The organism is Lactobacillus sp. ESL0228 (assembly GCF_003692825.1).
Lineage (GTDB): Bacteria > Bacillota > Bacilli > Lactobacillales > Lactobacillaceae > Lactobacillus.
In genome coordinates this window covers 20,078-33,148 of record NZ_REHJ01000009.1, presented here as the reverse complement: position 1 = coordinate 33,148, position 13,071 = coordinate 20,078, and the positions used below count along the sequence as shown (strand labels likewise).

Below are 13,071 nucleotides of genomic sequence, written 5' to 3'. Positions count from 1 at the left end.
GGAGTAAACAATTATGCATGAAATATTTTTAGATGAATTAAAAAAATTAAACGCCAGATTTATGGAAATGGGCGTCCTTGTCAATGATTTAATTGACAAGGGAACAAGATCATTTGTTGCCCATGATAAAAAAATGGCACAAGAAATGATTGAAGAAGATAAAGAAGTTGCCAAGGAAGCAGTTAAAATCGAAAAAAAGGCCCTAGATTTAATTGCGCTACAACAGCCCGTTGCGACGGATTTTAGAGTAGTAATTAGCATTTTGAAGGCGACCACTGATTTGGAAAGAATTGGTGAAAACGCCAATAGTATTGCTGTTGAAACTGTTCGGGTAAAGGGAAACCCACGAATTGAAGAAGTAGAAAAAGTCATTTCAGGTATGACTCATCAAGTGCGAACTATGTTAATTCAAGTTTTAACTGCATATGTTCAAGAAGATGAAAAGACTGCACGTGAAATGGTTGAGGGTCATGAAGAAATTTATGATGATTATAAAAAAGCTAGAAAAATGATTATTGATGGTGTTGAACAAGACCAGAACGTAGCGGTTGCATCTGCTAGTTACTTTGTTATTATCAGATTACTTGAAAGAATTAGTGACCATATTGTGAACATAGCAAACTGGGTAATTTATAAAGTGTCTGGTGAATTATACGAATTGCTTGAGGTAAATTCGAAATAACTTGCATTAGATAGTCGTTCCTGCTATACTTAACAAAGTAAATTCTACCTAAGACTCGGGTGGTTCAATACCTTAATTTCCCGCCGAGGCCAGAAGATAATGAAGATGAGAAAGCTCCATGTCTTGCTTGGCATGGAGCTTTTTGGCTTTATGGAATTTATTAATAAATTTGATGGAGGTGAATTTGATTGAGTAAAGCTGCTATTGCTGAAAAAGAAAAGTTTGTTGAAGCGTTTGCTGAAGAACTTAAGGCTGCAAAGGCGATCTTGGTAATTAATTATCTTGGCTTAACTGTTGAAGAAGTTACTAACATGCGTCAAGAACTTCGTGATAACGATGTTAAGATGAAAGTCATTAAAAACACTTACTTAAGACGTGCGGCTGCTAAGGCTGGCATTGAAGGTCTTGATGATACTTTTGTTGGCCCAACTGCTGTTATTTATACTGATAATGCAGATGACATTACTGAACCAGCTCGTATTGTTTCTAAGTACGAAAAGGATTTTGACGTTATCGACATTAAGGGTGGTGTGCTTGAAGGTAAATTGACTTCTAAAGAAGAAATCAAGGAACTTGCTGCTATCCCTGGTCGTGAAGGTTTATTGTCAATGCTTGTTTCTGTATTACAAGCACCTGTTCGTAACGTTGCTTACGCCGTTAAGGCTGTTGCTGATTCAAAAGATGAATCTGCAGAATAATTAAATTGATTTTTAACTAATACTAAATTTCGGAGGATACATAAGTATGGCTTTAGATACTGAAAAGATTATTGAAGACTTGAAAAATGCTTCAATTCTTGAATTAAATGACCTTGTAAAGGCTATTGAAGATGAATTTGGCGTTTCAGCAGCTGCTCCAGTTGCTGCAGCTGCTGCTGGTGGTGAAGCTGAAGCTAAGTCAAGCTACGATGTAGAATTGACTGCCGCTGGCCAAGAAAAGGTTAAGGTTATTAAGGTTGTCCGTGACATTACTGGACTTGGCCTTAAGGACTCAAAGGATCTTGTTGATGGCGCTCCTAAGAACGTTAAGGAAGGCGTTTCAGAGGACGAAGCTAACGACATTAAGGCTAAACTTGAAGAAGTTGGCGCTTCTGTAACTTTAAAATAGTTACAGTCCAACTGGACAAGTTAATAAAAAAACGCGTGTTTGCAATTTGCAAGTGCGCGTTTTTTGTTGACAATTAATATTTAAGCAAATAAAGTTTGCAAATATTGCTGTGTCCGCTAAAATTATTTAGATATAGACTATTTTAGAATCGAGTAAATTATGACTGATCAAAAAAATCAAATGTATTATGCGGCAAATCCAATGGCTGACCATGATGAACGCTTGATTGATTATCATGTAGACGGAATTGACTTGAAATTTACCACGGATGCAGGAGTTTTTTCAAAAAAACGAGTAGACTATGGGTCTGGCGTTTTAATTAAGGAAATGGTAGAAATAGCATTTCCTATCGCTAACATTTTAGATGTTGGAACTGGTTATGGACCATTGGGATTATTTGCAGCAAAGTTATGGCCAGAACAAATTGTTGAAATGGTCGATGTTAATGAGCGTGGATTGAAATTGGCACAAAAAAATGCTGCTTTAAATGGAATTAGTAATGTGAAGATTTATTCTTCTGATGTTTATAATCAAGTTGAACCAACAAAGAAGTTTGGTCTTATACTGACTAATCCACCAATTCGCGCTGGTAAGAATGTTGTATCTGATATTTTAACGGGAGCTAAAGAGCATTTGGTTGAAAATGGTATTATTTTAGTGGTAATCCAAAAAAAACAAGGTGAACCAAGTGCTCGTCACTTGCTTCAAACCACATTTGGCAATTGCACGATTTTGAAACGCGATAAAGGTTACTATGTGTTACAGGCGGTGAATCACTAATGGAATTTACGAAAGCTGATAAGGAAAAATACATGCAGTTGGCGTTTGTGCAAGCAAAAAAAGCACAGGAATTGGGTGAAGTACCGATTGGAGCAATCGTAATTAGTCCAGACGGCCAAGTTATTGGAAAGGGTTATAATCGGCGTGAAGTAGAGCAAGATGCAACGCAGCATGCCGAAATGATTGCTATTAGAAATGCTTGTACTGTAATAAATACATGGCGTCTAATTGATTGTAGCTTATTTGTAACGCTTGAGCCTTGTCCGATGTGTGCAGGCGCAATTATTAATTCACGTCTAAAAAATGTTTTTTACGGTGCATTAGATCCCAAGGCTGGGGCCGCAGGTAGTGTAGTTAACTTATTTGATATTGCTAAATTTAATCACCATCCTAATGTAATCCGTGGATTGTATCGAAAAGAAGCAAGTCAGATGATGAAAGACTTTTTTAAAGAAATTAGAATTAGGCAAAAGCATGCTAAAGATAATGAAAAAAGCAAAATTTTAGCAAAATAGTGGAAAATTTAACAAAAATACGGTATCATACTTTGTGGGCAATGTTCGACCTCTGAAGCGTGTCAGGACCGGAAGGTAGCAGCACTAAGGTTGCTTGAACATGTGCCTTTTATTAGACATTTACAAACTCTTAACTCTTTCAAAGAGTTAAGAGTTTTTTACTAGGAAAGAATATCAATGGCTTATCAGGCATTATACCGCAAATGGCGACCCCGCACTTTTGATAGTGTCGTTGGTCAAGAAGATATTACGAATACTTTAAAACATGCAATAAAGCGCGGCACAATTTCACATGCATTTTTGTTTGCTGGTCCACGCGGTACTGGAAAGACTTCGTGCGCCAAAATTTTTGCCAAGGCATTAAATTGTACTAATCTTAAGGACGGTGAGCCATGTAATAGTTGTGTTAACTGTCTTGCAGCCGATAAAGGAGCAATGGCCGATATTATAGAAATAGATGCTGCTTCTAATAATGGTGTTGATGAGATTCGTGAGATTAGAGATAAGGTTAAGTATGCACCTACGCAAGGAAAATATAAGGTTTATATTATTGATGAAGTTCATATGTTGTCAATGGGTGCATTTAATGCGCTATTAAAGACATTGGAAGAGCCACCAGAACATGTCGTTTTTATTTTGGCAACAACAGAATTGCAAAAAGTTCCTGCAACGATTATTTCCAGAACACAGCGCTACAATTTTAAGCGAATTTCACAAAAAGACCTTGAAAAGAGAATGAAGTACATTCTTGATCAAGAAAAAATTAAATATGATGACCGGGCTTTGACTGTTATTGCCCAAGTTGCTGACGGTGGAATGAGGGATGCTTTAAGCATTTTAGATCAACTACTTAGTTATGAAAAAGAAACGGTTGAATATGAGGCTGCCCTTGAAATTACTGGATTCGCGGCTAAGGAGGATGTTGAAAAACTCTTTTTATCAATCTTACAAAAGAATGTTGACAAGGCATTGGAACTGGCACAATCTGAACTGCAAAAAGGAGCAAGTTCTAAAAATATTTTGAATGAATTAATTGATCTTGCTACGAATGCTTTGATGGTTGTTAAAACTAATGGAAATAGTCAAGGAAATTTTTTAACAGCAGACTTTACGAAAAAAATTAAAGATATTCCATTAGAAAATTATTTTAAATTAATATCCTCTGCTAATACAGCATTGAACAATTTGCGTTATACTAATCAGCAGCAGATTCCGCTTGAAGTTTTTCTGGTTGAAAGTACCAATATTTCTGCGACCATAGTTTCTCCACCTAGAACAGAAATGGTAAGTAACAAGAATAATAATTTACAATCTGAAGTTTCGGCCTTAAAAAAACAGGTTGTATCGTTAACAGAACAAGTAGCGAGAATTAGTCAACATCACAATAATAGTAGTCAGATTTTTCATATTGATGATGGTGATAATCGTATTTCAAAAAAGGTAAGTGCGCCTGTTAAAGAACAAAAACCGTCGAAAAAGCTGATTAAAAATAAGCAGCATAACCAGAAAAATCGTGAACAGGTCTATCAAGTCTTAGAAAATGCAACTAAACATGACTTGCAAGCAATTAAAGATATTTGGCCTGATTTGCAATCCGTTCTACAAGTCTCGCAACGAGCTCTGTTAGATGTTTTGGAGCCAGTTGCAGCCAGTTCAAGTCAAGTTGTGATGAAATGCAAGTATACCCTCTGGTTTGAAAAAGCAAGTTCTGATGATGATTTGCTGACTATTCTGACCGAACAGATTGCTAAATTTGCTAAACATGAATATCAAATTGTTCTTGTTCCGGATGAAGATTGGTTTACGGTTCGGAAGGACTTTTTACAAGCACATGGAACTGAACTGCTAAAGCGCAAGAAGCAGGTAAATAATGAGAATCAACAAGAAGAAGTAAAAGTTGAAAAAGAAATTGTGGAAAAGGCCAAAGAAATATTTGGCGATGCAGTTAAGGTAAAAGATTAAAGGAGATAATTATGAGTAAAAGACCTAATTTTGGTTCAATGGGTGGCATGAATATGCAACAAATGATGAAGCAGGCGAAGAAGTTACAAGAACAAATGGCCCAGGAACAACAAAATATCACTGCTCAAGAATTTTTAGGTAAATCTGCTGATGATTTAGTTGTTGCTACTTTTAGTGGTGATCGCAAATTGAAGAAAATTTCTATTAATAAAGATGCTATTGATCCTGATGATCCAGACATGTTGCAAGATCTTATTATTGATGCAGTTAACAAAGGGTTAACAGAAATTGATCATGCAACACAAGCAAGCATAGGAAAATATACGAAGGGTATGATTTAATTGCAATATCCAGCGCCGATTGCACATTTAATTGATGCATATTTGAAATTACCAGGTATTGGAGAAAAAACGGCAACAAGGCTAGCGTTTTATACTCTAGATATGCCTGATAATGATATCCATAGTTTTAGTGTAGCTTTAAATGAAGTTAAGGAAAAGTTACATCGTTGCTCGATTTGCGGTAATATAACTGAAAAAGATCCCTGCGCAATTTGTAGTAATCCTGAACGTGATCAGTCAACAATCATGGTTGTTGAACAACCTAAAGATGTCATGGCTTTTGAAGATATGGGCGAATATAATGGTCTGTATCATGTTTTGCATGGCGTCTTGTCGCCAATGGATGGAATCGGACCCGAAGAAGTTAATATTAAATCACTTATAGTTCGTTTACAAAAGCAGGATAGCATTAACGAAGTTATTTTGGCATTAAACTCAACCCCTGAAGGTGAATCAACCGCGATGTATATTAGCAAGCTAATTAGACCAGCAGGAATTAAGGTGACACGTTTGGCTGCTGGATTAGCAGTTGGTAGTGATATTGAATATGCAAATTCAATTACGCTGAAACGGGCAGTACAAGGGAGAACATCAATCGAATGAAACAAAATAAAGTAAAGAAAATGGGGGATGATAGACTAGTTGCATCTATCGAAAAATTGCAAGAAGAGATTGTGATTCAAAAAAATCTAGACCCCACTACCTTAGATATGTCGGAAAATAATATTGTTGCTAATAAAATTTTGCTAGCTAAGTACGCATTTTTATATAATGAAGCCCGACATCGACACACAAGATTTAGTGGTTTCACCAATGCAATATCGGAGTAAAAGTTCTCTTATAAGAGGACTTTTTATTTTTCCTAAAATTAAAAGTTCTTTAGGGTGTTCATATAGAACAAACTCTTGTAAAATAGAGACATGGAGAGTTTTATGAAAAGTTTTTTTATTAGTTTTGAGGGACCTGATGGGTCCGGTAAGAGTACGGTTTTGGAACAAGTTGTGGCCCAAATTGCTCCTCGCTTGCAAACACAATATCTAGTAACGCGTGAACCAGGTGGTTCAGAAATTGCCGAAAAAATTAGACGATTCATTTTGGATCCAGCTAATGAAAAGATGAGTGCTCAGACAGAGGCACTGCTTTATGCAGCTGCACGAAGTCAACATATGGCTGAGACAATTTTTCCAGCGTTAAAAGCTGGTAAGGTTATTTTTTCTGATCGTTTCGTTGATAGTTCTTTAGCTTACCAAGGAATTGGACGTGACTTAGGAATAAGCGCAGTCAAACAAATTAATGACTTTGCAACGAATGGAACAGAGCCGAATTTAACGCTGTTTTTGGATATTCCACCTCAAGTGGGATTAGCACGAATTGCTAAAGAACGTGCTGGTGAAGAAGATCGCTTAGAACAAGAAAAACTAGCTTTTCACCAAAAAGTTTACCATGGTTATCAACAAGTTGTTCGGGAGAATCCCGATCGTATTAAGGTAGTTGATGCACAACAGTCAATCAACGAAGTTGTTGCTATCTGTCTAAAAATAATCGTAAACGCATTACCAAAAAAATTGCTAAAGGACTGATTCAAATGAAATTAATAATCGCAATTGTACAAAAAGAAGATGCCACTAGATTACAACGTGCTTTTGTTAAAGCAAATGTTCCTGCCACTAAGTTATCAACAACGGGTAGCTTTTTAAGCGAGGGCAATACAACTTTTATGATTGGAATTGATGATCAGCACGTTAAGCAGGTTTTACGTATCGTTAAAGAAGAGTCGAAGGCACGCGAAGAGTATATGAACCCTAATATGATGATGACCGGGTTTGATGTTAGTCGGCAGCCTGTTCAAATTACAGTAGGAGGGGCTACATGCTTTGTCATACCGGTAGAAGAGTTTAAGAAATTCTGATGGAAGTTGATATTACAAATAAGGATGAACAGCGGGCTATATTTTTAAAAAAAGCAACTGAACAAAAGAAATTAGCTCATAGTTATTTGTTTTTTGATATAAATGAACAACAGGCGCTAAATACTTCATATTGGTTGGCATGTCTTTATAATTGTACTGGGAAAAATAAACCAGACGGAACTTGTCGAACTTGTCGACAAATTATTTCAGGTAATCACCCAGATGTTCTGTTGGTTACTCCAGAAAATAAGCAAAGCCTTGGAATTGACCAAATTAGATATTTAAAGGATGAGTTAGCAAAGAGTCCGGTTCAAAGTGACACCCGCTTCTTTTTTATTAATGAAGCTGAAAAGCTTACGTTATCTGCGTCTAATGCATTGCTTAACTTACTAGAAGAACCAATTGCTCCGGTCGTTACAATTTTAATTACTAATAACTCGGCACAAATTTTGCCAACTATTCGTTCAAGAACCCAAATTGTTAATTTTTCAAGTGATGAACATGATTTAGGTTTAAACGAACGATTATTGGAAAATGGCTTTAGTCATGAAGAAATTTCTGAATTAGGTAATACCCAAGCATTAGATCAAGCTTGTAAATATTTTTATCAAGAACTGTTGGAACATAATTCTTTAGCAATGATAAGCGCGCATCAGTTAGCCGATATGGCTAAAACTAATGTGCAACAAAATTATTTGCTATTTTTATTAAAGGAAATGGCTCAGAATGATTTAATTAATAATAAACAGCAGATGGGAGCAAGATTTTTAAAGTATTTACTTGAGGTTGATAAAATGCGCTACAGTAATGTTAGTTTTCGGAACTTACTGGATTATCTTGCTCTGCAATGAAAAAGGTAGGTGTTTAGATGGTGGATTCATACTCAAAATTACAAGAACTGCATGATTCAATGGTTAATATGACTAAAACAATTGAAAGCCTTGAAAACAGTATCTTGGATACTCTTAAAGAAAATACAGAATTAAAAGTAGAAAATCAACTTCTTCGAGAAAAAATGGATAAATTAAATAATGCTAATACGGGTTCAATTAAAACCCAGAGCGGGTTGGAATCTTTAAGGCAGATATATACATCTGGTTATCATATATGTAACATGTATTATGGTTCCCATCGAGATCCTAGCTCGGATTGCATGTTTTGTTTAGACATTCTCGATAATTTTGGCGAGAAAAAGAAAACACACTAAAGGACTGATAAAATGCAGCAACAAAAAAGTTATGATCAAGAACGGGGCAAGCTTTATTTAGTTCCAACGCCAATTGGTAATTTGGAAGATATCACTATTCGGGCCAAAAAAATTTTACAAATGGCTGATTACATTGCGGCTGAAGATACGAGGACAAGTGGGATTTTACTTGAAAAAATCGGTATTCATAATCATATGTTGTCTTTTCACAAATATAATTCAAAGGCTCGGGCTCCAGAATTGATTAAACTGATGCAGGAGGGGGCAGTAATTGCTGAAATTAGTGATGCAGGGATGCCCGTTATTTCAGATCCTGGTTATGTTTTAGTTCAAAAATGCATTGAAAATGATATTCCTGTTGTTCCGCTTCCTGGCGCTTCGGCCTTTACCACTGCTTTGATTGCTTCTGGTTTTGATGCGCAGCCGTTTACCTATTATGGCTTTTTGCCACGTAAAATTAGTGAACAGTTGCCTTACTTTAAGCAGATGGCGACCGCACATGCGACATCAATATTTTATGAAGCTCCTCACCGCTTATGTAAAACACTTGTTAATATGGCAGTTGAAATTTCTTCAGACCGAAAAATTGTTGCAGCAAGGGAATTAACCAAAATACACGAAGAATTTGTTCGTGGTACATTGGCTGAATTGACAGAATATTTTACCGAGAATAGTCCGAGAGGAGAATTTGTCGTTTTAGTCTCTCCTAACGATGAGGTTTCAGTGCAACTGTCATGGCCGCAATTAATTGCGCAGGTTAATGACTTAGTATCTCAAGGAATGAGTAAAAAATCGGCGATTAAGGAAGTTGCCCAAGAGAACGAAATTTCTAAAAATGAATTATATGAACAATATCATCAGAAATAAGGTCGTAAAATGAAGTATAGTGAAAAACATCAAGTTAATTTTTATGAATGTGATGAAAATGAAAATTTGAAATTGCAGGCAATGATCGACTTAATGATGAGTACGTCAGAACATCAATTAAATGGTGATGCTGCCGATACAATTGCATTAAATGAGCGAGGTCTTGGTTGGGTGGTGACACAATATCATGCCGAAATTATTGATTTGCCTCACCCTAATGAACAGATAACGATTATTACTAATCCAGTTGGCTATAACCGTTTCTTAGAATATCGAGATTTTGCGATAAATAATGCTTCTGGGAAAGAAATCGTTAAGATGAAAAGTGAATGGGTTTTATTTGATTTACATAAACGTAGATTGGTATCTACTGATAGTGACCTAATGGATAAAATTGGCGTTCCTCTTTTGAAAAAAATGCCGCGTTTTCCAAGAATTCGTGTGCAACAAAAGTATCAGGAGCATCGTAATTACCGTGTTCGTTATGATGATTTAGATACAAATCATCATATGACTAATAGTCATTATTTTAATTGGTTTATTGATTCGCTTGATCGGGATTTTTTAAAACAGAATATGATTCAAACAATCGATATTAAATTCAACCAAGAAGTACGCTACGGACAAAACCCACAAGTGTTGGCAAGTTTAATTAATGATGAGAATAATCTCAAGTCATATCATGCAATCGCTGATGAGGAGCGCAAAGATAAAGCCGTTTGTGAACTAATTTGGCGCAAATTATAATATAATTAGGCACGGTTATAGGCCGAGTTTAATTAAAGAAAGAAAGTGCTGCAAATGACGACGAAGGAAGTATTCAAAGTTGAGTTGCGTGACTTAATTTTATTAGGATTTATTGTGGCAATCAAAGTAATCCTTGGGCGCTTTACAATAGGTACAAATATAGCACATATAGGTTTGGGATTCATTGGCAGTGTTTTATTAGGATACTTGTTTGGTCCAATATGGGGAGCTGCTGGTGGTGGAATTGCAGATATTATTTCTTCAGCATTATTTGGCAACCAAGGTGGCTTTTTTATTGGCTTCACATTGAGTGCGATGATAGGTCCTTTTATCTATGGGCTGTTCTTTTATAAAAGTCAGGTAAGTATTTGGCGAATTATTGTGGCAACTTTATTAGTTACTATTATTGTAAATATAGCAATGAATACCCTTTGGCTTCATTTTTTATATGGTATTGATTTTAAGACTGCACTTATTCAGCGAATTCCGCTTGAAATCATTTCACCTTGGATTCAAATGGTTGTCACGTATTTTGTATTGCGGGCAATTTCGCGTGTTAAAATAAAAAGGTAATTGTTAAGTAAAGGTGAAAATAATTAAAGATGAAAATTTTAAGTGTGTCAACGGCCACTAGTCAGCTTAGTGTGGCTCTTAATGAAAATCAAATGGTTGTTGCTGAAAAAGATGAGCAAGATGAGCGCAATCATAGTGAGCATCTTGATCCCTTGATTAATGAAATTTTAGTAAGTAATCATCTTAAACTCAAAGATATTGATCGTTTTGCAGTTGCTATTGGTCCAGGATCATATACTGGTTTACGCATCGGTGTGACTACTATGAAAATGTTTGCGAGCATTTTGCATAAAGAAGTTGTAGGAGTTTCTACTCTAAAAGCTTTGGCAGCAAGTTGTACTGATAGTGATACACTAATTGTTACAGGTATTGACGCACGCAATGATAATTATTTTGCTGGTGCTTATTTAAATCAAAATGGTCATATGGTGAATATTTTGGCAGATGGACATTATTACATTACGGCTTTATTGGATCAAGTTAACCAATATTTAAAAGCTCAAAAAATACCGAAGGTGATTTTTCTCGGTTCGGGGTTTGAAAAGCAAGAAGAATTAATTAACAAATTGACTGTACCTTTTAGTTATGGAACAAATATTCAAAATCAAATTCATGCAGGGTTGATTGGCAAATTGGCTATGGATGAAGAGCCAGTTTCGCCTGATCAACTTTTACCACGCTACTTGCGGCGAACGCAAGCCGAAGTAGATTGGCAAAAGAAAACCGGAAAAGCTTTTGGCTCGGATAATAGTTATGTGGAAGAAGTTTGATTCTTTAATCAATTTTTCGCGGCTAATACCGCCAAAAACAAAACTTTATTTTGATGATAGTATTTTTATGTTAAATAATCATCGATTACAAGCTAGGCGGGCAAGGCTAGACGATATTTTTGCAATACTAGAACTTGAAATTAAGGTTTATGGTTATTTACCATGGAGTAAAGAGTATTTTCAAAATGAATTACAGAAAAAACTGCGCTATATATAGTTGTCTATGACGTGACAAATCTAATTGCGGTAGTTGGAATTCATTTAAATGGGGAAAAAGGTCACATTACCTATTTAGCAGTTTCTCCTGTTTGGCAAAAGCAGGGCTTAGGTACATATTTATTACGATTAATTATTAATTTAGCGCAAAAATGGCATTGTGTACGATTGAGTTTGGAAGTTAGAAAAGATAATAAGATAGCTCAAGAATTGTATTGCCGATTCGGTTTTGTTACTAATTTTGTTCGACCAGATTATTATCAGGACGTACACCAGGATGGTTTGAATATGATATTAGATCTACCAATAAAGCAAAAGAAAGGGAAAAATTTTGGATAGTAAAAATGATATCCGTATTTTGGCTTATGAAAGTTCATGTGATGAGACATCAACCGCTGTTGTCAAAAATGGTCGAGAAGTTGAAAGTATGATTATAGCAACGCAAATCAAAAGCCACCAGCGGTTTGGTGGGGTTGTCCCTGAGGTTGCTAGTCGGCATCACATTGAGGTAATTAGTCAGATAACTGCTAAAGCCTTAACTCAAGCAAATGTGACTTGGCAAGATATTGATGCAATTGCCGTTACTTATGGTCCTGGACTTGTTGGTGCGCTATTAATAGGGGTCAGTGCCGCTAAGGCTGCTTCAATGGCAACGGGGATTCCCTTGATTGGCGTCGATCATATAATGGGACATATAATGGCTGCACAATTAACTTCTGAAATTGACTATCCTGCTCTTGCTTTGCAGGTTTCTGGTGGTCATACAGAAATTGTTTTACTTCAAGATCCAACTCATTTTGAAATTGTTGGAGATACACGCGATGATGCTGCTGGTGAAGCTTATGATAAAATTGGGCGTGTTCTAGGAGTGAATTATCCAGCTGGAAAGACAATTGATAAATGGGCACATGAAGGACAAGATACATTTAACTTTCCACGGGCTATGATGGAAGATGACAACTACGACTTTTCTTTTTCTGGTCTGAAAAGTGCATTTATCAATACCTGTCATCATGCTGATCAAATTCATCAAGAATTAAATAAGTATGACTTAGCGGCTAGTTTTCAAACAGCTGTGGTGGATGTTTTAGCTACTAAAACAATTAGAGCAATTAAAGAATATCAACCTAAGACCTTTATTATGGGTGGCGGAGTAGCCGCTAACCAAGGCTTGCGTGAGCGAATGGAACAAGAAATTGAAAATTTATCTATAGGTTTGAAACCAAAAGTTATTTTGCCAGAATTAAAATTATGTGGTGATAATGCTGCAATGATTGGTGCTGCAGCTTATAATTTGTATAATGAAGGTAAATTTGCTGACTTAACTCTGAATGCGAATCCCTCACTTGAATTACCTTATGCTGATAAAATTTTGTATTAAAAAAGTTGACCTCT

19 protein-coding genes, 1 other RNA gene and 1 other annotated feature are annotated in these 13,071 nt (G+C 36.0%); all 20 genes read left to right on the top strand.

Annotated elements, in window-relative coordinates; translation table 11 throughout:
- Nucleotides 1-13 precede the first annotated feature (13 nt).
- The gene (gene phoU / locus F5ESL0228_RS06295; protein ID WP_122018676.1) at nt 14-682 is read left to right on the top strand and encodes a phosphate signaling complex protein PhoU; all 669 of its coding nucleotides are present in this window, start codon (nt 14-16) and stop codon (nt 680-682) included.
- A 29-nt stretch (nt 683-711) separates the two neighbouring features.
- Nucleotides 712-836: a sequence feature (ribosomal protein L10 leader region), on the top strand.
- A gap of 34 nt (nt 837-870) precedes the next feature.
- Nucleotides 871-1,380 (top strand): 50S ribosomal protein L10, encoded by a 510-nt coding sequence (gene rplJ / locus F5ESL0228_RS06290; protein WP_122018674.1) that lies wholly within the window; start codon nt 871-873, stop codon nt 1,378-1,380.
- Nucleotides 1,381-1,426: 46 nt separating this feature from the next.
- On the top strand, nt 1,427-1,789 hold the full coding sequence (gene rplL / locus F5ESL0228_RS06285; RefSeq protein ID WP_122018672.1) for a 50S ribosomal protein L7/L12: 363 nt from the start codon (nt 1,427-1,429) through the stop codon (nt 1,787-1,789).
- Nucleotides 1,790-1,948: 159 nt separating this feature from the next.
- Nucleotides 1,949-2,569, top strand: a complete 621-nt coding sequence (locus F5ESL0228_RS06280) for a class I SAM-dependent methyltransferase (RefSeq protein ID WP_122023230.1) — start codon at nt 1,949-1,951, stop codon at nt 2,567-2,569.
- Nucleotides 2,569-3,084, top strand: coding sequence for a tRNA adenosine(34) deaminase TadA (gene tadA / locus F5ESL0228_RS06275; RefSeq protein WP_233551602.1), 516 nt, complete (start codon nt 2,569-2,571; stop codon nt 3,082-3,084). The genes F5ESL0228_RS06280 and tadA overlap by 1 nt, the downstream gene beginning before the upstream one ends.
- Nucleotides 3,085-3,112: 28 nt before the next feature.
- An RNA gene (ffs, locus tag F5ESL0228_RS06270) (signal recognition particle sRNA small type) lies at nt 3,113-3,206 on the top strand.
- A 55-nt stretch (nt 3,207-3,261) separates the two neighbouring features.
- The gene (gene dnaX / locus F5ESL0228_RS06265; RefSeq protein ID WP_122023229.1) at nt 3,262-5,046 is read left to right on the top strand and encodes a DNA polymerase III subunit gamma/tau; all 1,785 of its coding nucleotides are present in this window, start codon (nt 3,262-3,264) and stop codon (nt 5,044-5,046) included.
- A gap of 11 nt (nt 5,047-5,057) precedes the next feature.
- On the top strand, nt 5,058-5,387 hold the full coding sequence (locus F5ESL0228_RS06260; protein ID WP_122018666.1) for a YbaB/EbfC family nucleoid-associated protein: 330 nt from the start codon (nt 5,058-5,060) through the stop codon (nt 5,385-5,387).
- Nucleotides 5,388-5,990, top strand: a complete 603-nt coding sequence (recR, locus tag F5ESL0228_RS06255; protein WP_122018664.1) for a recombination mediator RecR — start codon at nt 5,388-5,390, stop codon at nt 5,988-5,990.
- Complete coding sequence (locus F5ESL0228_RS06250; protein WP_369916857.1) at nt 5,987-6,217, top strand: YaaL family protein; 231 nt, start codon at nt 5,987-5,989, stop codon at nt 6,215-6,217. The genes recR and F5ESL0228_RS06250 overlap by 4 nt, the downstream gene beginning before the upstream one ends.
- Before the next feature lie 102 nt (nt 6,218-6,319).
- Entirely contained in the window at nt 6,320-6,967 is a 648-nt protein-coding gene (gene tmk / locus F5ESL0228_RS06245) for a dTMP kinase (protein ID WP_122018659.1), read from the top strand.
- Nucleotides 6,968-6,972: 5 nt separating this feature from the next.
- Nucleotides 6,973-7,296, top strand: a complete 324-nt coding sequence (locus tag F5ESL0228_RS06240) for a cyclic-di-AMP receptor (RefSeq protein WP_122018657.1) — start codon at nt 6,973-6,975, stop codon at nt 7,294-7,296.
- Complete coding sequence (locus F5ESL0228_RS06235; protein ID WP_122023228.1) at nt 7,296-8,147, top strand: DNA polymerase III subunit; 852 nt, start codon at nt 7,296-7,298, stop codon at nt 8,145-8,147. The genes F5ESL0228_RS06240 and F5ESL0228_RS06235 overlap by 1 nt, the downstream gene beginning before the upstream one ends.
- Before the next feature lie 20 nt (nt 8,148-8,167).
- Nucleotides 8,168-8,503 (top strand): DNA replication initiation control protein YabA, encoded by a 336-nt coding sequence (gene yabA, locus F5ESL0228_RS06230; RefSeq protein ID WP_122018755.1) that lies wholly within the window; start codon nt 8,168-8,170, stop codon nt 8,501-8,503.
- Between the two features lie 12 nt (nt 8,504-8,515).
- Nucleotides 8,516-9,370: a 16S rRNA (cytidine(1402)-2'-O)-methyltransferase gene (gene rsmI / locus F5ESL0228_RS06225; protein ID WP_122023227.1), complete on the top strand. Its 855-nt coding sequence runs from the start codon at nt 8,516-8,518 to the stop codon at nt 9,368-9,370.
- A 9-nt stretch (nt 9,371-9,379) separates the two neighbouring features.
- Nucleotides 9,380-10,117 (top strand): acyl-[acyl-carrier-protein] thioesterase, encoded by a 738-nt coding sequence (locus F5ESL0228_RS06220; protein WP_122018651.1) that lies wholly within the window; start codon nt 9,380-9,382, stop codon nt 10,115-10,117.
- A gap of 54 nt (nt 10,118-10,171) precedes the next feature.
- Nucleotides 10,172-10,690 (top strand): folate family ECF transporter S component, encoded by a 519-nt coding sequence (locus F5ESL0228_RS06215; RefSeq protein WP_122018648.1) that lies wholly within the window; start codon nt 10,172-10,174, stop codon nt 10,688-10,690.
- Between the two features lie 29 nt (nt 10,691-10,719).
- Nucleotides 10,720-11,460, top strand: coding sequence for a tRNA (adenosine(37)-N6)-threonylcarbamoyltransferase complex dimerization subunit type 1 TsaB (tsaB, locus tag F5ESL0228_RS06210; protein ID WP_122023226.1), 741 nt, complete (start codon nt 10,720-10,722; stop codon nt 11,458-11,460).
- A gap of 189 nt (nt 11,461-11,649) precedes the next feature.
- On the top strand, nt 11,650-12,015 hold the full coding sequence (locus F5ESL0228_RS06200) for an N-acetyltransferase (RefSeq protein ID WP_122018642.1): 366 nt from the start codon (nt 11,650-11,652) through the stop codon (nt 12,013-12,015).
- Entirely contained in the window at nt 12,008-13,057 is a 1,050-nt protein-coding gene (tsaD, locus tag F5ESL0228_RS06195) for a tRNA (adenosine(37)-N6)-threonylcarbamoyltransferase complex transferase subunit TsaD (RefSeq protein WP_122023225.1), read from the top strand. Before F5ESL0228_RS06200 ends, tsaD begins: the two co-directional genes overlap by 8 nt.
- Nucleotides 13,058-13,071 lie beyond the last annotated feature (14 nt).

What these genes read in the sequence shown, in the direction of transcription:
- F5ESL0228_RS06235 (WP_122023228.1), top strand. Translation starts at nt 7,296, where the DNA reads ATGGAAGTTGATATTACAAATAAGGATGAACAGCGGGCTATATTTTTA.
- F5ESL0228_RS06240 (WP_122018657.1), top strand. Translation starts at nt 6,973, where the DNA reads ATGAAATTAATAATCGCAATTGTACAAAAAGAAGATGCCACTAGATTA.
- tsaB (WP_122023226.1), top strand. Translation starts at nt 10,720, where the DNA reads ATGAAAATTTTAAGTGTGTCAACGGCCACTAGTCAGCTTAGTGTGGCT.
- F5ESL0228_RS06280 (WP_122023230.1), top strand. Translation starts at nt 1,949, where the DNA reads ATGACTGATCAAAAAAATCAAATGTATTATGCGGCAAATCCAATGGCT.
- phoU (WP_122018676.1), top strand. Translation starts at nt 14, where the DNA reads ATGCATGAAATATTTTTAGATGAATTAAAAAAATTAAACGCCAGATTT.
- F5ESL0228_RS06260 (WP_122018666.1), top strand. Translation starts at nt 5,058, where the DNA reads ATGAGTAAAAGACCTAATTTTGGTTCAATGGGTGGCATGAATATGCAA.
- F5ESL0228_RS06215 (WP_122018648.1), top strand. Translation starts at nt 10,172, where the DNA reads ATGACGACGAAGGAAGTATTCAAAGTTGAGTTGCGTGACTTAATTTTA.
- rsmI (WP_122023227.1), top strand. Translation starts at nt 8,516, where the DNA reads ATGCAGCAACAAAAAAGTTATGATCAAGAACGGGGCAAGCTTTATTTA.
- tadA (WP_233551602.1), top strand. Translation starts at nt 2,569, where the DNA reads ATGGAATTTACGAAAGCTGATAAGGAAAAATACATGCAGTTGGCGTTT.
- dnaX (WP_122023229.1), top strand. Translation starts at nt 3,262, where the DNA reads ATGGCTTATCAGGCATTATACCGCAAATGGCGACCCCGCACTTTTGAT.
- tmk (WP_122018659.1), top strand. Translation starts at nt 6,320, where the DNA reads ATGAAAAGTTTTTTTATTAGTTTTGAGGGACCTGATGGGTCCGGTAAG.
- rplL (WP_122018672.1), top strand. Translation starts at nt 1,427, where the DNA reads ATGGCTTTAGATACTGAAAAGATTATTGAAGACTTGAAAAATGCTTCA.
- F5ESL0228_RS06250 (WP_369916857.1), top strand. Translation starts at nt 5,987, where the DNA reads ATGAAACAAAATAAAGTAAAGAAAATGGGGGATGATAGACTAGTTGCA.
- F5ESL0228_RS06220 (WP_122018651.1), top strand. Translation starts at nt 9,380, where the DNA reads ATGAAGTATAGTGAAAAACATCAAGTTAATTTTTATGAATGTGATGAA.